Here is a 20,693-nt window from a genome sequence, read left to right on the forward strand (position 1 = left end):
CGTTAATTTCAGTTTTCTTTCAACAACTTACGGATCGGATAAAAAACATACAAACCCCTCTATATATAAGAAGGAAAACCACTCCTTCTATATAGAAGGGACGCTCAAAGCACTCCATCCGCCCTGAGCGCATCCACTGTACCTGCGTCCAGACCCAGCACCCGCTGCAAAACCTCCAGCGTATGCTCGCCCAACAACGGAGGCGCGCGACGGTACTCAACAGGCGTCTGCGACAACCGGATCGGACTCGCCACCTGCGGAACCATCCCCGCCAGCGCATGCGGGAGTTCTATAGCCAGCCCACGCGCCTTCACCTGCGGATCCTCAAACACTTGGGACAGATCATTGATCGGCCCACACGGCACACCCGCTTGCTCCAACTGAGCCACCCATTCGGCGGTGGTCTTGAACACCGTCGCCTGACGGATCAGCGGAATCAACACCGCACGGTTAGCCACCCGCAGTTTGTTAGTCGCGAATCGCGGATCGTCCGCCCACTGCGGCTGGCCCGCCACCTCGGCAAACTTGCGGAACTGGCCGTCATTGCCAACGGTAAGAATGAAATCACCATCGGCCGTCGGGAAGTCCTGATAAGGCACGATGTTCGGGTGTGCATTGCCCAGACGTTTCGGCGCATTGCCGGTAGTCAGGTAGTTCATTGCCTGGTTCGCCAGGCATGCGACCTGTACATCCAGCAAAGCCATATCGATGTGTTGCCCGCCACCGTCGTGATCACGATGAGCCAACGCCGCCAGTATCGCCACGGTCGAATACAGCCCCGTAAGAATGTCCGTCAGCGCCACTCCCACCTTCACCGGCCCGGCGCCTTCATCACCTTCAGGGCGACCGGTCAGACTCATCAGCCCGCCCAGCCCCTGAATCATGAAGTCATAACCGGCACGCTTGGCATACGGCCCGGTTTGACCGAAGCCTGTGATCGAGCAATAGATCAGGTCCGGATTGATCGCCTTCAGCGACTCATAGTCCAGCCCATAGGCGGCCAACCCACCGACCTTGAAGTTCTCGATCAGAATGTCCGACTTCGCCGCCAGCTCCCGTACCAGGTTCTGCCCTTCAGGCCGAGTGAAGTCGATCGTCACCGATTGCTTGTTGCGGTTGGCCGACAGGTAATAGGCAGCCTCGCTGGTGTTCTCCCCATAAGCGTCTTTAAGGAAGGGCGGCCCCCAGGCACGCGTGTCATCGCCATTGCCCGGGCGCTCGACCTTGATCACCTCGGCGCCAAGGTCGGCGAGAATCTGCCCGGCCCACGGCCCGGCCAGCACACGCGATAAATCCAGTACCCGCAGATGCGACAGCGCGCCCATGGTCGCTCTCCTGTTAATAGAACGCCTGCAGACCGGTTTGCGCGCGACCGAGGATCAGCGCGTGAACGTCGTGGGTACCCTCATAGGTATTCACCACTTCCAGGTTGACCAGGTGACGGGCCACGCCGAACTCATCGGAGATGCCGTTGCCGCCCAACATGTCACGGGCCATGCGGGCGATATCCAGCGACTTGCCACAGGAGTTACGCTTCATGATCGAGGTGATTTCGACCGCAGCCGTGCCCTCATCCTTCATGCGCCCCAGACGCAGACAGCCTTGCAGGGCCAGAGTGATCTCGGTCTGCATGTCGGCTAGCTTCTTCTGGATCAGTTGAGTGGCAGCCAGTGGGCGTCCGAACTGCTGACGATCGAGGGTGTATTGGCGAGCGGTGTGCCAGCAGAACTCAGCAGCGCCCAAGGCTCCCCAGGAAATACCATAGCGTGCGGAATTGAGGCAGGTGAACGGGCCTTTCAGACCACGCACGTCCGGGAAGATGTTCTCTTCCGGCACGAAGACGTTGTCCATGACGATTTCGCCGGTGATCGATGCGCGCAGACCGACCTTGCCGTGAATCGCCGGAGCGCTCAGGCCCTTCCAGCCTTTCTCCAGTACGAAGCCACGGATGTCGCCGGCATCGTCCTTGGCCCAGACCACGAACACATCGGCGATCGGGCTGTTGGTGATCCACATCTTGGCGCCGGTCAGGCTGTAGCCGCCGTCGACCTTGCGCGCACGGGTGATCATTGCGCCCGGGTCGGAACCGTGGTTTGGCTCGGTCAGACCGAAGCAGCCGATCCATTCGCCAGACGCCAGTTTCGGCAGGTATTTCTGTTTCTGTGCTTCTGTACCGAATTCGTTGATCGGCACCATCACCAGCGAGGACTGCACACTCATCATCGAACGGTAGCCGGAGTCGACGCGCTCTACTTCACGGGCGATCAGACCGTAGCTGACATAGTTCAAGCCGCTACCGCCGTACTGCTCAGGAATGGTCGCCCCCAACAGGCCGACTTCGCCCATTTCGCGGAAGATTGCCGGGTCGGTTTTCTCATGGCGGAAAGCTTCTAGCACGCGGGGCGCCAGGCTCTGCTGAGCGAATTGGGCGGCGGTGTCGCGGATCATGCGCTCCTCTTCGGTGAGCTGTTGATCCAGCAGCAGGGGATCGATCCAGTTGAAGCTAGCTTTACCGCCCATGAGTGCGTCCTCGCAAATCGGTGAATTAACGTGGCATTGATCCTAGGCCCGGTTCGCCAGCGCGGCAAACGAGGATTTCGCATCCTGTTGTGCTAATTTCTCACTCCGAAACGTCGCTGAATGCCTTTTATGCGGCGCATTAGTGAGGTTGCAGTACATGCGCAGGAAGATTCCCAGTACCACGGCCCTGATCAGTTTCGAAGCCGCCGCCCGGCACGAGAGCTTTACCAAGGCTGCCGAAGAACTTTCCCTCACCCAGGGCGCCATTTGCCGACAGATCGCCAGCCTTGAGGAGTTCCTCAGTGTGGAACTGTTCCGACGCTCGCGACGCGGAGTGAAGCTGACGGAAGCAGGCCTTTCCTACAGTCGTCGGGTGGCCACGCAACTCGACGCCGTCGAGCGCGACACGCTTTCGGTGATGGGCCAGCAGGGCACAAATGTGATCGAACTGGCCGTGGTGCCCACCTTCGGCACGCAATGGCTGCTGCCACGGCTCAAGGACTTCCAACTCAAACACCCGGAAGTAACGGTCAACTTGACCAACCGCACCCGCCCGTTCCTGTTTGCCGACACTGATTTCGATGCGGCGATCTACTTTGGCGACGCCGATTGGTCGGGTACCGAATCCCACAGGCTGATGGGCGAAAATCCGATGCCGGTGTGCAGCCCCGCTCTCCTCGGCAGCAAGAAACATCTGACGCCCAACGAGATTGCCGAGCTGCCTCTGCTGCAACAAACCACCCGTCCCTACGCCTGGCGGCAGTGGTTCAACTCCCTGAACCTGAACATCCCACGCGACATGACAGGCCCGCGCTACGAGCTATTCTCCATGCTGGCCCAAGCGGCCATGCACGACATGGGCATCGCGCTGATTCCACCGTTCCTGATTCAGCGCGAACTGGCCGAGAAACGCTTGGTGATCGCCAACCCGAGTGCGCTCTCCAGCATCAAGGCGTATTACCTGATGATTCCGGAGCGAAAGGTCGAATCGGCATCACTCAAGGCTTTTCGCGATTGGCTGGTCAACCAGGCAAACAGCTACAGCCTAGAAGGATAAGGCCTTACAGCGATTGCTAACCCGGTAGTCAGGAAAATCAAAGCCCTACAGATATAAGTATTTGTCGCAAAATCGCAGACTGTATCCGAAAGTCGTACAGACGTCCCACAAGCGCCTGCGGACGTGGCTTTGAGCCTCTATTCACGACTCATTACGGCCTATTCACGCCGCCGATGAGAAATTTTTTCAAATTCAGCCAGAATCCTTACAAGGCACGGCCTGCAAGGGATTCAGCTGGCCATCTGCGACATTCGGTCACGGGATGACTTGTAGTTAATTTTCCGTCACCCGTCATAATCCCTTGAAGGGCATAAAGTTCGCCTGCAAAATGCCGCGCCCCGCCCTGATTTGGCGGGATCGTGCTGATCGGCCGCCCCAGTCGCACCATCCGCAGTGCCTGGGTTTACTCAATAAGATCACGCAGGAGATTTGACGTGCACATTGGTGTTCCTCTCGAAACCCAGACCGGTGAAACACGGGTTGCTGCAACCCCTGAAACCATTAAAAAGCTGATCAGCCAAGGTCATAAGGTCACTGTGCAAACCGGCGCCGGCGTCAAAGCCAGCGTTGTCGACAGTGCCTATGAAGCGGCGGGCGCAACCATTGGCAGTGCCAACGATGCGTTCGCTGCCGAGCTGATTCTCAAAGTGGTCGCCCCCAGCGACGCCGAACTGGCGCTGATCAAGCGCGGCACGGTGCTGGTGGGCATGCTCAACCCCTTCAATAACGACACCATCGCCAAAATGGCCGAGTGCGGGATTACTGCGTTCGCCCTGGAGGCGGCGCCGCGTACCTCTCGGGCGCAGAGTCTCGATGTGCTGTCGTCGCAGGCGAACATTGCCGGCTACAAGGCTGTGTTGTTGGCCGCGCACTACTATCCGCGCTTCATGCCGATGCTGATGACCGCTGCGGGCACCGTGAAAGCGGCGCGCGTGCTGATTCTCGGCGCCGGTGTGGCCGGGTTGCAGGCGATTGCCACAGCGAAACGTCTGGGTGCGGTGATCGAAGCGTCTGACGTGCGTCCGGCAGTGAAGGAACAGATCGAATCCCTCGGCGCGAAGTTCGTCGATGTGCCTTACGAGACTGACGAAGAGCGCGAATGCGCGGTCGGTGTCGGCGGTTACGCGCGACCAATGCCGGCGAGCTGGATGCAACGTCAGGCCCAGGCTGTGCACGAACGCGCCAAGCAGGCCGACATCGTCATCACCACCGCACTGATCCCGGGCCGCAAGGCACCCGTATTGCTGAGCGCGGAAACCGTGGCGCAGATGAAGCCAGGCTCGGTGGTCATCGACCTCGCAGCAGCTCAGGGCGGCAACTGCCCGCTGACCGTGGCTGATCAGGTCGTGGTGGAGAACGGCGTGACCATCGTCGGCCCGACCAACCTGGCGGGTGAAGTCGCTGCAGACGCCTCGGCGTTGTACGCACGCAATCTGCTGGACTTCCTCAAGCTGGTGTTCACCAAAGAAGGCCAGTTCGACGTCAACCTCGAAGACGACATCGTCGCCGCGTGCCTGATGTGCCGCGACGGCCAAGTCATCCGCAAAAACGCCTAAGCAGGGATTCAGACGATGGAAGAGCTTATCTCCCCCGGTATCTACAACCTGATCATCTTCGTGCTGGCGATTTATGTCGGTTACCACGTGGTCTGGAACGTTACACCTGCGCTGCACACGCCGTTGATGGCAGTGACCAACGCCATTTCGGCGATCGTGATCGTCGGCGCCATGCTGGCCGCCGCGCTCACCGTCACGCCACTGGGCAAGACCATGGGCACCCTCGCCGTGGCACTGGCTGCGGTCAATGTGTTCGGTGGCTTCCTGGTCACCCGCCGCATGCTTGAGATGTTCAAGAAGAAAGCCCCGAAAGCAAAAGAAGAGGCGCCGAAGTAATGAGCATGAATCTCGTCACGACGCTCTACCTGATCGCGTCGATCTGTTTCATCCAGGCCCTCAAAGGCCTGTCGCACCCGACCACCTCGCGGCGCGGCAATCTGTTCGGCATGCTCGGCATGGCCCTGGCCATCCTCACCACCATCGGCCTCATCTATAAGCTCGGTGCTGAGCTGGCAACTGCCGGCATCGGTTACGTGATCGTCGGCCTGCTGATCGGCGGCACTGCCGGTTCGATCATGGCCAAGCGCGTTGAAATGACCAAGATGCCGGAACTGGTCGCGTTCATGCACAGCATGATCGGTCTGGCGGCGGTGTTCATCGCCACTGCCGCCGTCGTCGAGCCGCAATCGCTGGGCATCGTCAAGCAACTGGGCGACTCGATTCCGGCGGGCAACCGCCTGGAGCTGTTCCTCGGCGCGGCGATTGGTGCAATCACCTTCTCCGGTTCGGTGATCGCCTTCGGCAAGCTCTCGGGCAAGTACAAGTTCCGCCTGTTCCAAGGTGCGCCGGTACAGTTTGCCGGTCAGCACAAGCTGAACGCGGTACTCGGTCTGGCGACACTGGTGCTCGGCGTGACCTTCATGCTCACCGGCAACCTCGCAGCGTTCGCACTGATGCTGGCCCTGGCGTTCGTGATGGGTGTGCTGATCATCATCCCCATCGGCGGCGCCGACATGCCGGTGGTGGTGTCGATGCTCAACAGCTATTCGGGTTGGGCGGCGGCGGGTATCGGCTTTTCGCTGAACAACTCGATGCTGATCATTGCCGGTTCGCTGGTGGGGTCGAGCGGCGCGATCCTCTCGTACATCATGTGCAAGGCGATGAACCGTTCTTTCTTTAATGTACTGCTCGGCGGTTTCGGCAACACGGCTGATGCTGGCCCGGCCGGTGCGAAAGAAGCCCGTCCGGTGAAATCCGGTTCGGCCGACGACGCAACGTTCCTGCTGACCAACGCCGACACCGTGATCATCGTCCCGGGTTACGGCCTGGCGGTGGCCCGCGCGCAGCATGCCTTGAAAGAGCTGACCGAGAAGCTGACCCACCGTGGCGTGACCGTGAAGTACGCGATCCACCCGGTGGCCGGCCGTATGCCGGGACACATGAACGTGCTGCTCGCCGAGGCCGAGGTGCCTTACGATCAGGTGTTCGAGATGGAAGACATCAACTCCGAGTTCGGCCAGGCCGACGTGGTGCTGGTGCTCGGTGCCAACGACGTGGTCAACCCGGCTGCCAAGAACGATCCGAAATCGCCGATTGCCGGCATGCCGATTCTCGAAGCGTTCAAGGCCAAGACCATCATCGTCAACAAGCGCTCGATGGCCAGCGGCTATGCCGGTCTGGACAACGAACTGTTCTACCTGGACAAGACCATGATGGTCTTCGGCGACGCGAAGAAAGTCATCGAAGACATGGTCAAAGCGGTCGAGTAATCCTCCGTGGCGGCACCCAACGCCCCGACTTGTCGGGGCGTTTTTGTTTGCGCAAAACGTCGGACAATTTGCCACGTTGTTGCAGATCCAGTAACGGTGTTTTACTTCAAACCCGCTAAATAGACGCCTCGTTTGCGACCTTGGTAGCGGGACAGGCGCCCGCGAAATTCACTAGACTGCGCATCCTGCTACTCGCTTCCCGAGAAAATAATCCATGTACCGTGACCGTATTCGCCTGCCTTCGTTGTTGGATAAAGTGATGAGCGCCGCCGACGCCGCCGCGCTGATTGAAGACGGCATGACCGTCGGCATGAGCGGCTTCACCCGCGCTGGCGAAGCCAAAGCCGTCCCTCACGCACTGGCCGAGCGAGCCAAGGTCACGCCGCTGAAGATCAGCCTGATGACCGGCGCCAGCCTGGGCAACGACCTCGACAAGCAACTGACCGAGGCCGGCGTGTTGTCGCGGCGCATGCCGTTCCAGGTCGACAGCACCTTGCGCAAGGCGATCAACGCCGGTGAAGTGATGTTCATCGACCAGCACCTGTCGGAAACCGTCGAGCAACTGCGCAACCAGCAACTGAAGCTGCCGGACATCGCAGTGATCGAAGCCGTGGCCATCACCGAGCAAGGCCACATCGTGCCGACCACCTCGGTGGGCAACTCGGCGAGCTTCGCGATTTTCGCCAAGCAGGTGATTGTCGAGATCAACCTGGCGCACAACGCCAACCTCGAAGGCCTGCATGACATCTATATCCCCACCTATCGCCCGACGCGCACGCCGATCCCGCTGGTGAAAGTCGACGATCGCATCGGCAGCACCGCGATCCCGATCCCGCCGGAGAAAATTGTCGCCATCGTCATCACCCAGCAGGCGGACTCGCCGTCCACGGTGTCGACACCGGATGTCGACACCAACGCCATCGCCGAGCACCTGATCACCTTCTTCAAGCAGGAAGTCGACGCCGGGCGCATGACCAACAAACTCGGCCCGTTGCAGGCCGGGATCGGCAACATCGCCAACGCGGTGATGTGCGGTCTGATCGATTCGCCGTTCGAAGACCTGACCATGTACTCCGAAGTGCTGCAGGACTCGACCTTCGATCTGATCGACGCCGGCAAGCTGAGCTTTGCGTCGGGCAGCTCGATCACTTTGTCGGAGCGGCGCAACAGCGACGTGTTCGGCAACCTGGAGAAGTACAAGGACAAACTGGTGCTGCGGCCGCAGGAGATCTCCAACCACCCGGAAGTGGTGCGCCGCCTGGGTATCATCGGCATCAACACCGCGCTGGAGTTCGACATCTACGGCAACGTGAACTCCACCCACGTCTGCGGCACGCGGATGATGAACGGTATCGGCGGTTCGGGGGACTTTGCGCGCAACGCGCACCTGGCGGTGTTCGTGACCAAATCGATCGCCAAGGGCGGCGCGATTTCCAGCGTGGTGCCAATGGTCAGCCACGTTGACCACACGGAGCATGACGTCGACATTCTGGTGACCGAAGTCGGTCTGGCTGACCTGCGCGGCCTGGCCCCACGCGAACGCGCTCGGGTGATCATCGACAACTGTGTGCACCCGGACTATCGCCAGGCGCTGAATGACTACTTCACCGCAGCGTGCGCCATCGGTGGCCACACCCCGCACATTCTGCGTGACGCCTTGAGCTGGCACATAAACCTGGAAGAAACCGGGCACATGCTGGCGGTGTAATTCACACAGTCAAACCGCCGATGCAAACACAGTTTGTGTCGGCGGTTTTTTCATCAGCCTCTTCTGGAAAAAACTGTACTACTGTACCGGTGTTTTCCTACAGCTTTTTCCTACCCCTTCCCCCAAATCGAGCAAAAATGCACCACTTAAGTGCAGACAGGTACAGTTTGCTCAATTTTGACCCGTACACCCCCTATAAACAGTTAACTGGTCACTCACAATACAGTTGAACTGTATCTAGAGAGACTAGGCAAACGAGAGGATCATGGGCACCAGTCAAACCACTACCTGATCCCGCCACAAGCGGAAGGATGTCAACCATGGAACGTACACTCAGTTCCGAACTGTTCTTCGAAGACAAAGCTGCAAAAACCCAGGCTTCCCTGCCTCTGCGCGTTATCGCCAACCTGATGTTGTGGCAGCGCCGCATCTCCAGCCGCCACCAACTGGCTCGTCTGGATTCGCGTCTGCTGGCTGACGCCGGTATCAGCGAAGCACAACGCTACGAAGAGCTGAGCAAGCCGTTCTGGCGCTAAGTAGCGTCGCTGGCTCTGGTCGTTAGACCCACCGCCAGCAACCCGAATCGAACACACAAGACCCGTCGCGGGAAACCGCGACGGGTCTTGTCGTTTCAGGGTTCGAAAACGCCCGTACAGCTTGGTTTTGGAAGTACAAGTACAGTTTCTAACAATCTACATCTGAACCAGTACAATTTTCCATTGGTGTATCTGCCTGCCAAACTGCATCGGGCGCAGCATGTCCTTAACCCATCTCGGCTTAAGGGAAACGCCATGAAAGACTTACAGGATGTTTCGGAAATTTCGGCTCAACCTCTCATTCACTCGCACCCGCTGCGGCGCCTGTTTCGAAGCCTGTGGCAAGGGCTGGAACGCGCCAGGACGCGGCGCTTGCTGGCTCAACTGGATAACCGCGATCTGGCGGATCTCGGCTTGAGCCACGCCGATCGACTGAATGAACTGGAGAAACCCTTCTGGCGCTAGCATTTTGCCCACTGTGCGAACCCGGCGCGCAGGCCTAATATCGCCGCCAGAACGTGGCGAATCTTCTGTAACCCGCGTCTGACTCATCAGACACAAGCCACCTCTCTATACGGTTTACTTTCAGGAGATCCACCATGTCCCGTCTTCGCCTGCTCAGCGCTGCCGCCTTGCTGGCCGTGGCTGCCAATGCCAGCGCATCCAGCTTCATCGTGACCACCGACGCAGTGGTTGGCGCATTGAAGTCCTCTTCCGACGCCACCTCCGATGCCACCTCGTCCCTGCGCGACAACAAGGTTGTAATCGCCGCTCGGGACGACGCTGCCAGCTTCGTCGCCAGCGAAGGCCAGATCCGCGGCGTGAAACTGGAAAGCGCTCTTGACCTTATTCGCCATCAGGCACCGCAATTGAACGCGACTGATGCTCAGCTGGCGCAAGCCATCCTGGCGATCTGATCCTGCATTGCTTGAAGGGACACGCCAGTCGTGTCCCGATGTTTCGCCACTGGCTCTGGCCCGGGCGTTTGCGCTAGCCTTGGGGCTCGTTAACAGTTATCGAGCCCCATGCGTTTACTCAAACTGCTTTTCTCTTCTGTCCTGATCAGCGCCTGCTGGGCGACGTCGGTCGATGCCTTTGATGTCTCCACGCAAAACACCGTGGTCAGCCTTTGGGCGACCGGCATGGTGTCTTCCGCGCCGTTCGACCGTAAACTGATCATCGCTGCTCACGATGATGCGGCTGCGTTTGTTGCCAGTGACGGTGAATTGCGAGGCGCGCAGCTCGAATCCGCACTGCATTACCTACGCAAGAGCCGACCAAAACTTCATGCTGGCGACCTTGAACTGGCGCAGGCAATTCTCGTCCAATAGCTATCCTGATCCCTCGTTAACATTGCCCCTCCGGAGTCGTTCCATGCGTAGCCCGCTGATTGCTGCCGCCCTTGGCCTGTTGTTGTTGGCCGATGTGGCCCAGGCGCACACCCTGGTAGCCACCAGTAACATCATCGTTCGCGCCTCCCAGCGCACCGTTGATTTCACCTCAGACACCACCACCTCGATTCGCGACTCGAAAATCATCCGTGAAGCCCACGACGATGCCGCCAGCTTCGTCGCCAGCAATGGCGACATTCGTGGCGCCAACCTCGAAGCGGCCTTCAATACCTTGCGCAGCCGCGTGCCGGAAGCCCGCGACGCCAGCGACCAGGTATTGGCCGAAGCCATTCTCGCCCTGTGAAGTCACTCAGCGCCTGGCTGCTGGCCAGCGCGTTGTTGCTCCTGGGCAACAGCGCCCATGCCAGCCTGCAATTGCGGCTCAAGACCGACGGCCTGAGCCCTGCCGAACAACAGGCCAGCCAGGCGCTGCTCGATGAAGCGATGCAGAAATTGCCGCCGCGCTTCATCGAGCAACTGGACCGGCGCATCGATGTCGGCTGGACCGACGAAATGCCCGACAACGCCTATGGCGAAGCGGCGCTGGTCTCCGAACTCGACCTGAACCGCAAACTGCTCGCCGGCCTCACCGACGGCAGCGCGGCCAAAGAGAAAACCAATCGCCCCCACGGCACGGTGCGCCAGGAACTGCTGGCAACCGTGCTGCACGAACTCACCCACATTTATGACCGCGCCCGCCTGTGGCCCGCCGCCGAACGCACGCTGATCCAGCGCTGCACTCGGCGCAGCAACAGCGCGGGCCTGATCGGCATTCCCGATGAATGCCGCGGCCAGAACAGTCGCCGCTTCACCCTCAGCGATGACCCACGCCTGCTCGACCTCGCCGGCTGGCAGCAATACGTCGGGCGCCGTGGCGAGCGCGAACAGCACAACCGGCAGATCGCCCGCAGCCCGGACCTTTACGAGATCTCCAGCCCCAAGGAGTTCGTCGCGGTCAACATGGAGTATTTCCTCCTCGACCCGAGCTACGCCTGTCGACGTCCGGCGCTCTATCGCTACTACCAGGAACGCTTTGGCTGGACCCCGCCCGCCAAGGACACCTGCAGCAAGACCTTTGCGTTTCTCAACGCCGGTAACGACTTTGCCAAACAGCCGCTGGGCCAGGTCGATCCGGAACGGGTTTACGCCGTCGACTACCTGCTGGCGGAGGCCAACCAGAACTGGGTCAGCCGCTGGGGCCACAGCATGTTGCGCCTGGTGATCTGTGCACCCGGCCGACCACGGGGTCCGGATTGCCGGCTCGATCTGGATCAACATCTGGTGCTGTCCTACCGCGCTTTCGTCGGTGATGTGCAGCTGTCGAGCTGGGACGGACTGGTCGGCAAGTACCCATCACGGCTGTTCGTACTGCCACTGGCGCAAGTGATCGACGAGTACACCAAGACCGAAATGCGCAGCCTCGCTTCGGTGCCGCTGAACCTGTCGCGTACCGAGATTGAAGAGGTGGTCGAACACGCCGCCGAGATGCATTGGAGCTACGACGGCAACTACTTCTTCCTGTCCAACAACTGCGCCGTGGAAAGCCTGAAACTGCTGCGCAGCGGCAGCAACAACAAGCAACTCGTCGGTCTGGACAGCATCATGCCCAACGGTTTGCTCGAAGTGCTCAAAGGCCGTGGCCTGGCCGACACCAGCGTGCTGGACGATCCGAAAGAGGCCTTGCGGCTGGGCTACCGATTCGACTCGTTCCGTGATCGCTATCAGGCGATGTTCGATGTGTTGAAGAAGCTGTTGCCGATCAAACAGACCAGTGTCGAAGAGTGGCTCTCACTTTCCGCCGAAGAACGTCGTCAGTGGTTCGAGCGTGCAGACCTGCGCACCAGTGCCGCGTTGTTGCTGCTGGAACAGGCGAGTTACCGCCGCCAGTTATTGCTGGCCCAGGATGAGGTCAAGCAGCGCTACCTCGGCGCTCGGGAGCTGGAAAACGGTGGCATGGACAAAGCCAACGCGACCTTGCAGGAGATTCTTGCCAACAGCGGCTTCCTCAGCCGTCCGGCGGAGTTGCTCGACTCCCATGGCTACGGCCTGCCGCAGCCAAGCGAATTCGGTCGTCTGGAAGCTGAAAGCAGCCAGCGCCAGAAACAACTGCTGGCGCTGAGCGGCGACCTGGACAAAGAAGTACGAGCACTGCTGGAGCCCAAGCGCGCTGCGGAAATTGCGGCTTGCGAGGCCAACGTGAAGCAGGTTGGCGAGCATTTGCGCAAATTGCACAAGGCATCCGGCGGACTTGAGCTGCCCTGAAAAAAAAGATCGCAGCCATAGGGCTGCGATCTTTTTAGGGTCTGTCGATCAGTTCAAAACACCGTCCAGAATTTCGTAGACGATCCCGGTACCTACCGCGATCAGCACAATGTCACCGCCGGCACGGCGCCATTCATACCCCGGGTACACCGGCAAGCGACTCAAAGCCCGACCGTCCAGCCGTTCCCCATAGTAGCCATGAGGAAGCGGCCGGCCTCGTTCCAGGCGGATGCCTGGAGGTGGCGGGGCACCGCGAACGAAGTAGCCGTGATTATCACGAATGGTCTGACGGATCGGGCCGAAGTCGTGCGGCGGACCACCTCGGTGGTCGTTCTGTGGGCCGCGATTATCGTAATGGCCCTGTGGCGGGCCGCCGTGGCCATAATCGTCACGCTGATCGGCGCTGGCCAGCAGCGGTGTCGCGCTGATCATCAGCACGCCCAGACTGGCAATCAGACGTTTCGGCATTTTCATGGGGGTTTTTCCTCACTGCACTAACAGCAAAAAGGGATTCAGAACGTGGTTCTGAATCCCTCGGTCTTGCTCATTAGGTTGCGCAGCGAGACGCTAATTCCTCTGTATCAGGAACTTTACTTTCAGCTGACGCGGGCCTGACGCACGCCCTCGGACAGCGCCTTGCACAGACCCAGCACACCATCGACAGCCTGGGCCGGCGTGGTCGCATTGGCGATATGATCGATCAGTGCCGATCCCACCACCACACCGTCGGCCAAACGAGCGATGGACGCCGCCTGCTCCGGAGTCCGGATACCGAAACCGATGCTGATCGGCAGGTCAGTGTGTCGACGCAGACGAGTCACCGCTTCCTCGACGTGTTCCAGGGTTGCCGCACCGGCACCGGTCACACCGGCCACCGACACGTAGTAAACAAACCCGGAACTGCCGTTGAGCACCTTCGGCAGACGCGCATCATCAGTGGTCGGGGTGGTCAGGCGGATGAAGTCCAGGCCCGCAGCTTGCGCCGGATCGCACAGTTCATTGTTGTGCTCTGGCGGCATGTCGACCACGATCAGACCGTCGACGCCAGCGTCTTTGGCGTCAGCGATGAAACGCCCAACGCCATACATGTGGATCGGGTTGAAGTAGCCCATCAGCACCAGCGGCGTGTCGCTGTTGCCTTCGCGAAACTCGCGAACCATTTGCAGGGTTTTCGCCAGATTCTGCTTGGCACCCAACGCACGGATGTTGGCCAGTTGAATCGCCGGGCCGTCGGCCATCGGGTCAGTGAACGGCATGCCCAGCTCGATCACGTCGGCGCCAGCGCCCGGCAGACCTTTGAGGATCGCCAGCGAAGTGTCGTAGTCCGGATCACCGGCGGTGACGAAGGTCACCAGCGCGGCGCGATTCTGTTCTTTGAGATCGGCAAAACGGGTTTGCAGGCGGCTCATCAGTGTTTCTCCTGCTTCGACTGTTCCATGTGATGCATGACGGTCTGCATGTCTTTGTCGCCACGGCCGGACAGGTTGACCACCATCAGGTGATCCTTCGGCAGTTTTGGCGCGCGTTTGAATACTTCAGCCAACGCATGAGCGCTTTCCAGCGCCGGGATGATGCCTTCGAGGCGGCAGCACTGGTGGAACGCGGCGAGGGCTTCGTCGTCGGTCACCGAGGTGTACTGGACGCGGCCGATGTCATGCAACCAGGCGTGCTCGGGGCCGATGCCCGGATAGTCGAGGCCGGCGGAAATAGAGTGGGCGTCGATGATCTGGCCATCGTCGTCCTGCAATAGGAACGTGCGGTTGCCGTGCAGCACACCCGGTACGCCGCCGTTGAGACTGGCCGCGTGCTTGCCGGTTTCGATGCCGTAACCGGCCGCTTCGACGCCGATGATTTCGACGCTCTGATCATCGAGGAACGGGTGGAACAGGCCCATGGCGTTGGAACCGCCGCCGATGCACGCCACCAGGCTGTCCGGCAGACGACCTTCCTGAGCTTGCAGCTGCTCGCGGGTTTCCTTGCCGATCACCGCCTGGAAGTCGCGCACCATGGCTGGATACGGGTGCGGGCCGGCCACGGTGCCGATCAGGTAGAAGGTGCTGTCGACGTTGGTCACCCAGTCACGCAGCGCTTCGTTCATCGCGTCTTTCAGGGTGCCGGTGCCGGCCACTACCGGGATCACTTCGGCGCCCAGCAGCTTCATGCGGAACACGTTGGCCTGCTGACGCTCGATGTCAGTGGTGCCCATGTAGATCACGCAGTCCAGACCGAAACGTGCGGCCACGGTGGCCGTCGCCACGCCGTGCATGCCGGCGCCGGTCTCGGCGATGATGCGTTTCTTGCCCATGCGCCGCGCCAGCAGGATCTGGCCGATGCAGTTGTTGATCTTGTGCGCGCCGGTGTGGTTCAGCTCTTCGCGTTTGAGGTAGATCTTCGCGCCGCCGCAGAACTCGGTCAGACGCTCGGCGAAGTACAGCGGGCTCGGACGTCCGACGTAGTCACGCTGGAAATAGGCCAGTTCTTCTTTGAACGCCGGATCTTCCTTGGCCGTTTCGTATTCACGGGCCAGATCGAGGATCAACGGCATCAGGGTTTCCGCCACGTAGCGGCCACCAAACGCGCCGAACAGGCCGTTATCGTCCGGCCCGCTACGCAGGTTGGAGGTGTTCGAAGTCTGGGTCATGATGTGCTCCAGGTGAATTCGGGTAAGAAGACAATGGCGTCCACTCTACCCCTGACCTTCCAGGCTGAAAACCGATAAGATCGCCGCAACCTGTCAGGAAAACTCACAGATACCATGAGCCACGACCTTCCCCCGCTGAACGCCTTGCGCGCGTTCGAAGCCACCGCCCGACTGAACAGCGTCAGTCAGGCGGCCGAACAGCTGCACGTCACCCACGGCGCGGTTAGCCGTCAGCTCAAGGTGCTCGAAGAGCATCTGGGCGTGAGCCTGTTCGTCAAGGATGGTCGCGGCTTGAAACTCACAGATGCCGGAGTGCGTCTGCGGGACGCCAGCGGTGAGGCCTTTGATCGCTTGCGCAGCGTCTGCGCCGAGCTGACGCAGAGCACCGCTGATGCGCCGTTCGTACTCGGCTGCTCCGGCAGTCTGTTGGCGCGCTGGTTTATTCCACGCCTGGGACGACTCAACGCGGACTTGCCGGACTTGCGTCTGCATCTGTCGGCCGGTGAAGGCGATCTCGACCCGCGGCGCCCCGGACTCGATGCCTTGCTGCTGTTCGCCGAGCCGCCATGGCCGGCCGACATGCAGGTGTACGAGTTGGCGGCGGAACGCATCGGGCCGGTGATGAGCCCGCTGTTCAGCGGTTATCAGCGCCTGCAAACCGCGCCGGCATCAGCCTTGCTCAGCGAACCGCTGCTGCACACCACATCGCGCCCGCAAGCCTGGCCGAGCTGGGCACAGCAAAATCACCTCGACGCCAAGGCGTTGAAGTGGGGGCAAGGTTTTGAGCATTTGTATTATCTGCTGGAAGCCGCAGTGGCCGGACTCGGCGTGGCAATCGCGCCAGAGCCGCTGGTGGCCGAGGACTTGAAGGCCGGTCGCCTGGTTGCGCCGTGGGGCTTTTGCGAAACCCCGGCGCAACTGGCGTTGTGGCTACCCAAGCGCGCCGCAGACGGGCGCGCCCGGCAACTGGCGCAGTGGCTCAAGAATGAGTTGCGCCAAGCGGATCACTCGCCGCGCTTGAACAGCAAGTAGGCGGCCAGCAGACCGATTGCACCGACTGCCACACCGGCGGTGGTCCAAGGGTGTTCCTGCGCGTAATCGCGGGTGGCGATGCCGGTCTCGCGGGTTTTCACTTTGACTTCTTCATAGGCATCGCTGAGCAGGCTGCGCGAATGTTTCAGCGCGCTTTCAGCGTTGCTCTTGAGCGCCTTGAGGGTCTTGCGCGACTCGTCCGAAGCGTCGTCTTTCAAGCTTTCCAACGATTTGAGCAGACTCTCGATCTCGGCTTCCATGCTTTGCAACGAGGCTTTACGTAAAGAGGTGTTGGCCATGGTGGCTCTCCTGCATTGGTGATGAGTGGCGTGTGTTGGTTGGGACTTCAGCGGTTTGAGAAAGTGCAGAAAATCTGAACTTCACTTGCATCGAACCGCCGAAATCATCAGTGCAGATTCACTGCTAGTCTCAAATCCACACATCCAGGAGATCGCCATGAGTGACCATCACACGTACAAGAAAGTCGAGCTGGTCGGCTCGTCCACCAGCAGCATCGAAGACGCCATCAACAACGCGCTGGCCGAAGCCAACAAGAGCATCAAGCATCTGGAATGGTTTGAAGTGGTCGATACCCGTGGCCACATCAAGGACGGCAAGGCGGCGCATTTCCAGGTAACACTCAAAGTCGGCTTCCGCATTGCCAGCAGCTGAGTTTGGGCTACGCTTCTGAACTTGCGCGCTGGCCGAGTGCCATAGGAATGGCAAAGCGCTACAAGGTGAGCGCATCGGCACCGCCGGTGCCCGCCTCTTTTAATCCGACCAGGGAGTGCGACCGATGAAGAAGTTCATATTGGCAGTAGGTTTGTTGAGCCTTGCGGGTGGCGCGTTTGCTGCTGGCAAGTCGTGTGATCAGTTGGAGAAGGAAATCAAGGACAAGCTGGAAGCCAAAGGCGTACATGGTTACGCGCTGCAGATTGTCGACAAGGGAAGTAATAAGGGCGCTGACGGCAAAACCGTAGGAAGCTGCGACGGTGGCAAAAAAGAAATCGTCTACAAACGCCATTGATCTCACTGAAAATGCAAAAGCCGACGCAAATGCGTCGGCTTTTTTGTGTACAACACATTCCCAATGTGGGAGCGGGCTTGCTCGCGAGAGCGTTATGTCAGCCGACATCCAAGGTGTCTGACACTCCGTCTTCGCGAGCAAGCCCGCTCCCACAAGGGCGGTATTCCAGAGTCAACCCTTCATGACTTGAGCCAGCAGTTCGTAGGAGTGCAGGCGATCGGCATGCTCATACAGGTCGCAGGTGAAAATCAGCTCATCAGCCTGCGTCTGCTCGACCAGTACCTCCAGCTTCGCGCGGATTTTCTGCGGGCTGCCGACCATCGCCAGGCCAAGGAAATCGCCCACCGCTTCACGCTCATGGGGCAGCCACAGGCCATCCATGCTCTTCACCGGCGGGCGCTGCACCAGACTTTGCCCACGCATCAACGCGAGAATGCGCTGGTACACCGAGGTCGCCAGGTAGTCGGCCTGCTCATCGGTATCGGCCGCCACCAGCGGCACACCGAGCATCACATAAGGCTTGTCGAGTACCGCTGACGGCTTGAAGTGGTTGCGATAGACGCGAATCGCCTCGTGCATGAAACGCGGGGCGAAGTGCGAGGCGAAGGCGTAAGGCAAACCGCGCTCACCGGCCAGTTGCGCGCTGAACAGGCTGGAACCGAGCAACCAGATCGGCACGTTGGTGCCGGTGCCGGGCATGGCGATCACCCGTTGGTCAGGGGTGCGCGGGCCGAGGAAGCGCGCCAGCTCGGCGACGTCTTCCGGGAAATCATCGGCACTGCCGGAGCGTTCGCGGCGCAGGGCGCGGGCAGTCATCTGGTCGGAGCCCGGCGCGCGGCCCAGACCCAGATCGATGCGTCCCGGATACAGGCTTTCGAGGGTGCCGAACTGCTCGGCGATCACCAGCGGCGCGTGGTTGGGCAGCATCACCCCGCCGGAGCCGACACGAATAGTCGAGGTGCCGCCGGCCAGATACCCCAGCAGCACCGAGGTGGCGGAGCTGGCGATGCCATCCATGTTGTGGTGTTCGGCGACCCAGAAGCGCGTATAGCCGAATTTTTCGACATGCTGCGCCAGATCCAGCGAATTGCGCAGCGATTGCGCCGGGCTGCCGTTCTCGCGCACGGGCACCAGATCGAGGGTGGAAAACTTTACATCGGACAGTTGCTTCATAAACCTGCGTCTCCGAGTGGTCTGCAGGTTTTTTCTTGCGAACGAAAACCTGCCGAATTCATAAGCGTGTTCTGTGCAATGAGGGCATATACCCGAGTTTCAATAGCTGAGGGAAAAATCCTACTAAAAAAGTCAACGATTCACTCGGGCTGAACTTTGTCCCAGCGTCTATCCTCAGAAGCCTTGCAAGCAAAAACCACGACGGCGCGGCGTTCCGCGCCAGATCTTGAGGAGGCAGACATGGCTATCGTGAAGAAAGCATCCGCGCATTGGGCAGGCGATCTGAAAACCGGCATCGGCTCGATCTCTACCGAGACTGGCGTGCTCAGAGAAGCGCCGTACGGCTTCAAGGCCCGCTTCGAAGGCGGCAAGGGCACCAACCCGGAAGAACTGATCGGCGCGGCGCATGCCGGCTGTTTTTCCATGGCGTTCTCGATGATTCTCGGTGATGCGGGCCTGAAGGCCGAGAGCATCGACACCCAGGCTGAAGTCACCTTGGATCAGGTCGAAGGTGGCTTTGCCATCACCGCGATCAAGTTGATCCTCAAGGCGAAAATCCCGGGCGCTACTCAGGCGCAGTTTGAAGAGCTGAGCAACAAGGCCAAGGAAGGGTGCCCGGTGTCCAAGGTGTTGAATGCGAAGATTACCCTTGAGGCATCGCTGGTCAGCTGAGTCAGCGCTGACTGACCTATTCGCGAGCAAGCCCGCTCCCACCTTTGAAATGCATTTCAATGTGGGAGAGGGCTCGCTCGCGAAGGCGATCGGAATAGCAACACAGTCTCTGAAGATGTGAGCGAAGTCAGAACCCGCGCTGCAAAAATATGGTCGAATAAGTGACAGCAGGTTCAGCGCACGCCCGTGCGCGCTGCCCCAGGGAGCTTCAAAATGAAACGTATTGGCTTGGCGATCCTCTGCAGTGCACTGGCCACCTCGGTTCTCGCCGCACCCAAAGACTGCGAAGAACTCAAGAAAGAAATCGAAATCAAGATCCAGGCGAATGCCGTGCCCTCCTACACACTGGAAATCGTCAGCAAGGAAGAGGCCGACAAACACGACGCGGCGATGGTCGTTGGCAAATGCGATTACGGCAGAAAAGCAGTCATCTATCAGAAAAACAGCAACTGACTCATCTCAGCTGAGGCAGTCCATGTCGTGATCCTCGGCAACGATCTCACGCTTGGCGTTGTACAACCGTGCGCTTGGTGTGAAGCCGAGTGAACGGCCCTCCAGCATGTAACGCTGCCCGGCCTCGAAATGGTCGTAGCGGATGTACAGATAGCACAGTCGCTCGACAGGACCGGTCATCAGACTGCCGCCGCCGCCAAACACTTCGAAGTCGTAACGCACCCGCAGCTCATGGCTGCCGGGGGTGACCTGGAAGAAACGCCCGTCGCTCAGGCGTTGATTGTCCAGGCGCTCGGCCATGAGCAATTTGCCGCCCGGGGTCGGCGTCGAGAAATCCACCCAGGCCATTTGTGGATCGACCGGTGGCAATGGGGTCTGGCAGCCGGCGATAACGCCAAACGCGAGCAACAGCATCAACTTGCGCATGATGGATGTCTCAGGATTCAGACCTTAAGCATAACCCCGATCAAGTGCGCTGACAGCCTGCCGGTGTGCCCTGGCCGACCACATTGTGTTGCTCGTCATAAAGCTTGGCCCATGGCCGGAAACCGATGCTGCCAGCTTGCAGCTGATAACGCTGACCGGCGTTGAAGTCCTTGAATTTCACATTCAACTGGCAGTCGCGCCATAGCGGTTCGGCATCGGGGCCGATGTTGGTGGCTTCGACCGGGAATTGATAGCGCACCTGCAATTGGTGGCTGCCGGGCTCAACCTCAAAATAACGTTTGTCGACGGTCACCTTGTCATCGACTTTCAGCGCTTGCAGCGCGGTGTCCTGTTGCCGGGCATCGAGATCGATCCAGGCTTGCGAGGGGTCAGGATCGGGCATTCCGAATCCGGCACAACCGGCCAGCGTCAGCAGGCCTCCTGTCAGCATCAACATGCGCATAGCGAAG

Annotated in this window: 25 protein-coding genes; 16 read left to right on the forward strand and 9 right to left on the reverse strand. The window is 59.9% G+C overall.

What is annotated here, in order from left to right; all coding sequences use genetic code 11:
• Positions 1 to 104: 104 nt before the first annotated feature.
• Positions 105 to 1,325 carry a CaiB/BaiF CoA-transferase family protein gene (locus M0814_RS21975; protein WP_103483933.1) on the reverse strand — a complete coding sequence of 407 codons (1,221 nt, stop codon included), beginning with the start codon at positions 1,323 to 1,325 and terminating at the stop codon, positions 105 to 107.
• Positions 1,326 to 1,338: 13 nt separating this feature from the next.
• Positions 1,339 to 2,520 (reverse strand): acyl-CoA dehydrogenase, encoded by a 1,182-nt coding sequence (locus M0814_RS21980; RefSeq protein WP_003220420.1) that lies wholly within the window; start codon positions 2,518 to 2,520, stop codon positions 1,339 to 1,341.
• A gap of 157 nt (positions 2,521 to 2,677) precedes the next feature.
• On the opposite strand from M0814_RS21980, the gene M0814_RS21985 reads away from it, so the two are divergent.
• From M0814_RS21985 to M0814_RS22035, 11 genes are all read left to right on the forward strand, one after another.
• Positions 2,678 to 3,577 carry a LysR family transcriptional regulator gene (locus tag M0814_RS21985; protein ID WP_103483934.1) on the forward strand — a complete coding sequence of 300 codons (900 nt, stop codon included), beginning with the start codon at positions 2,678 to 2,680 and terminating at the stop codon, positions 3,575 to 3,577.
• A gap of 434 nt (positions 3,578 to 4,011) precedes the next feature.
• Complete coding sequence (locus M0814_RS21990; protein ID WP_003220418.1) at positions 4,012 to 5,133, forward strand: Re/Si-specific NAD(P)(+) transhydrogenase subunit alpha; 1,122 nt, start codon at positions 4,012 to 4,014, stop codon at positions 5,131 to 5,133.
• 15 nt (positions 5,134 to 5,148) lie between these two features.
• A complete protein-coding gene (locus M0814_RS21995; protein ID WP_003220416.1) occupies positions 5,149 to 5,469 on the forward strand; it encodes an NAD(P) transhydrogenase subunit alpha in 321 nt (106 codons plus the stop codon).
• Positions 5,469 to 6,902, forward strand: coding sequence for an NAD(P)(+) transhydrogenase (Re/Si-specific) subunit beta (locus tag M0814_RS22000; RefSeq protein ID WP_103483935.1), 1,434 nt, complete (start codon positions 5,469 to 5,471; stop codon positions 6,900 to 6,902). The genes M0814_RS21995 and M0814_RS22000 overlap by 1 nt, the downstream gene beginning before the upstream one ends.
• Positions 6,903 to 7,116: 214 nt before the next feature.
• Entirely contained in the window at positions 7,117 to 8,610 is a 1,494-nt protein-coding gene (locus M0814_RS22005; RefSeq protein ID WP_003220411.1) for an acetyl-CoA hydrolase/transferase family protein, read from the forward strand.
• Between the two features lie 320 nt (positions 8,611 to 8,930).
• Positions 8,931 to 9,146, forward strand: a complete 216-nt coding sequence (locus M0814_RS22010) for a DUF1127 domain-containing protein (RefSeq protein WP_003220409.1) — start codon at positions 8,931 to 8,933, stop codon at positions 9,144 to 9,146.
• A gap of 255 nt (positions 9,147 to 9,401) precedes the next feature.
• Positions 9,402 to 9,611 carry a DUF1127 domain-containing protein gene (locus M0814_RS22015; RefSeq protein ID WP_103483936.1) on the forward strand — a complete coding sequence of 70 codons (210 nt, stop codon included), beginning with the start codon at positions 9,402 to 9,404 and terminating at the stop codon, positions 9,609 to 9,611.
• Positions 9,612 to 9,745: 134 nt separating this feature from the next.
• Complete coding sequence (locus tag M0814_RS22020) at positions 9,746 to 10,063, forward strand: DUF2388 domain-containing protein (RefSeq protein ID WP_003220405.1); 318 nt, start codon at positions 9,746 to 9,748, stop codon at positions 10,061 to 10,063.
• A 108-nt stretch (positions 10,064 to 10,171) separates the two neighbouring features.
• Positions 10,172 to 10,477, forward strand: a complete 306-nt coding sequence (locus tag M0814_RS22025; RefSeq protein WP_103483937.1) for a DUF2388 domain-containing protein — start codon at positions 10,172 to 10,174, stop codon at positions 10,475 to 10,477.
• Between the two features lie 43 nt (positions 10,478 to 10,520).
• A complete protein-coding gene (locus tag M0814_RS22030) occupies positions 10,521 to 10,841 on the forward strand; it encodes a DUF2388 domain-containing protein (protein WP_003220401.1) in 321 nt (106 codons plus the stop codon).
• On the forward strand, positions 10,838 to 12,799 hold the full coding sequence (locus tag M0814_RS22035; RefSeq protein WP_103483938.1) for a DUF4105 domain-containing protein: 1,962 nt from the start codon (positions 10,838 to 10,840) through the stop codon (positions 12,797 to 12,799). The genes M0814_RS22030 and M0814_RS22035 overlap by 4 nt, the downstream gene beginning before the upstream one ends.
• Before the next feature lie 48 nt (positions 12,800 to 12,847).
• Here M0814_RS22035 and M0814_RS22040 read toward each other — a convergent pair whose 3' ends face one another.
• The 3 genes from M0814_RS22040 to trpB all read right to left on the reverse strand — a co-directional run bounded on the left by M0814_RS22040 (position 12,848) and on the right by trpB (position 15,440).
• Complete coding sequence (locus M0814_RS22040; protein ID WP_103483939.1) at positions 12,848 to 13,273, reverse strand: anti-virulence regulator CigR family protein; 426 nt, start codon at positions 13,271 to 13,273, stop codon at positions 12,848 to 12,850.
• Positions 13,274 to 13,395: 122 nt separating this feature from the next.
• Positions 13,396 to 14,208 carry a tryptophan synthase subunit alpha gene (gene trpA / locus M0814_RS22045; protein ID WP_103483940.1) on the reverse strand — a complete coding sequence of 271 codons (813 nt, stop codon included), beginning with the start codon at positions 14,206 to 14,208 and terminating at the stop codon, positions 13,396 to 13,398.
• Positions 14,208 to 15,440, reverse strand: a complete 1,233-nt coding sequence (trpB, locus tag M0814_RS22050; RefSeq protein ID WP_103483941.1) for a tryptophan synthase subunit beta — start codon at positions 15,438 to 15,440, stop codon at positions 14,208 to 14,210. The genes trpA and trpB overlap by 1 nt, the downstream gene beginning before the upstream one ends.
• A gap of 114 nt (positions 15,441 to 15,554) precedes the next feature.
• Between trpB and M0814_RS22055 the strand changes: the two genes are divergently transcribed.
• Complete coding sequence (locus M0814_RS22055; RefSeq protein WP_103483942.1) at positions 15,555 to 16,472, forward strand: LysR family transcriptional regulator; 918 nt, start codon at positions 15,555 to 15,557, stop codon at positions 16,470 to 16,472.
• Here the strand turns inward: M0814_RS22055 and M0814_RS22060 are convergent.
• Positions 16,445 to 16,771, reverse strand: coding sequence for a DUF883 family protein (locus M0814_RS22060; protein WP_003220391.1), 327 nt, complete (start codon positions 16,769 to 16,771; stop codon positions 16,445 to 16,447). The genes M0814_RS22055 and M0814_RS22060 overlap by 28 nt on opposite strands.
• A gap of 157 nt (positions 16,772 to 16,928) precedes the next feature.
• Between M0814_RS22060 and M0814_RS22065 the strand changes: the two genes are divergently transcribed.
• Together M0814_RS22065 and M0814_RS22070 are read left to right on the forward strand one after the other, a co-directional pair.
• A complete protein-coding gene (locus tag M0814_RS22065; RefSeq protein ID WP_003220389.1) occupies positions 16,929 to 17,144 on the forward strand; it encodes a dodecin in 216 nt (71 codons plus the stop codon).
• Between the two features lie 124 nt (positions 17,145 to 17,268).
• Entirely contained in the window at positions 17,269 to 17,499 is a 231-nt protein-coding gene (locus M0814_RS22070) for a DUF1161 domain-containing protein (RefSeq protein ID WP_003220387.1), read from the forward strand.
• Positions 17,500 to 17,670: 171 nt separating this feature from the next.
• Here the strand turns inward: M0814_RS22070 and M0814_RS22075 are convergent, their stop codons facing one another.
• Positions 17,671 to 18,672: an LLM class flavin-dependent oxidoreductase gene (locus tag M0814_RS22075; protein WP_103483943.1), complete on the reverse strand. Its 1,002-nt coding sequence runs from the start codon at positions 18,670 to 18,672 to the stop codon at positions 17,671 to 17,673.
• A 240-nt stretch (positions 18,673 to 18,912) separates the two neighbouring features.
• Between M0814_RS22075 and M0814_RS22080 the strand changes: the two genes are divergently transcribed.
• Positions 18,913 to 19,344, forward strand: coding sequence for an OsmC family protein (locus tag M0814_RS22080; protein ID WP_007962818.1), 432 nt, complete (start codon positions 18,913 to 18,915; stop codon positions 19,342 to 19,344).
• A gap of 213 nt (positions 19,345 to 19,557) precedes the next feature.
• The gene (locus M0814_RS22085; RefSeq protein ID WP_103483944.1) at positions 19,558 to 19,797 is read left to right on the forward strand and encodes a DUF1161 domain-containing protein; all 240 of its coding nucleotides are present in this window, start codon (positions 19,558 to 19,560) and stop codon (positions 19,795 to 19,797) included.
• Positions 19,798 to 19,803: 6 nt separating this feature from the next.
• Here M0814_RS22085 and M0814_RS22090 read toward each other — a convergent pair whose 3' ends face one another.
• Complete coding sequence (locus M0814_RS22090; protein WP_003220381.1) at positions 19,804 to 20,223, reverse strand: hypothetical protein; 420 nt, start codon at positions 20,221 to 20,223, stop codon at positions 19,804 to 19,806.
• 40 nt (positions 20,224 to 20,263) lie between these two features.
• Complete coding sequence (locus tag M0814_RS22095; protein WP_003220379.1) at positions 20,264 to 20,686, reverse strand: hypothetical protein; 423 nt, start codon at positions 20,684 to 20,686, stop codon at positions 20,264 to 20,266.
• Positions 20,687 to 20,693 lie beyond the last annotated feature (7 nt).

The sequence above is a fragment of the Pseudomonas sp. MWU12-2020 genome, assembly GCF_023100605.1.
Lineage (GTDB): Bacteria > Pseudomonadota > Gammaproteobacteria > Pseudomonadales > Pseudomonadaceae > Aquipseudomonas > Aquipseudomonas fluorescens_H.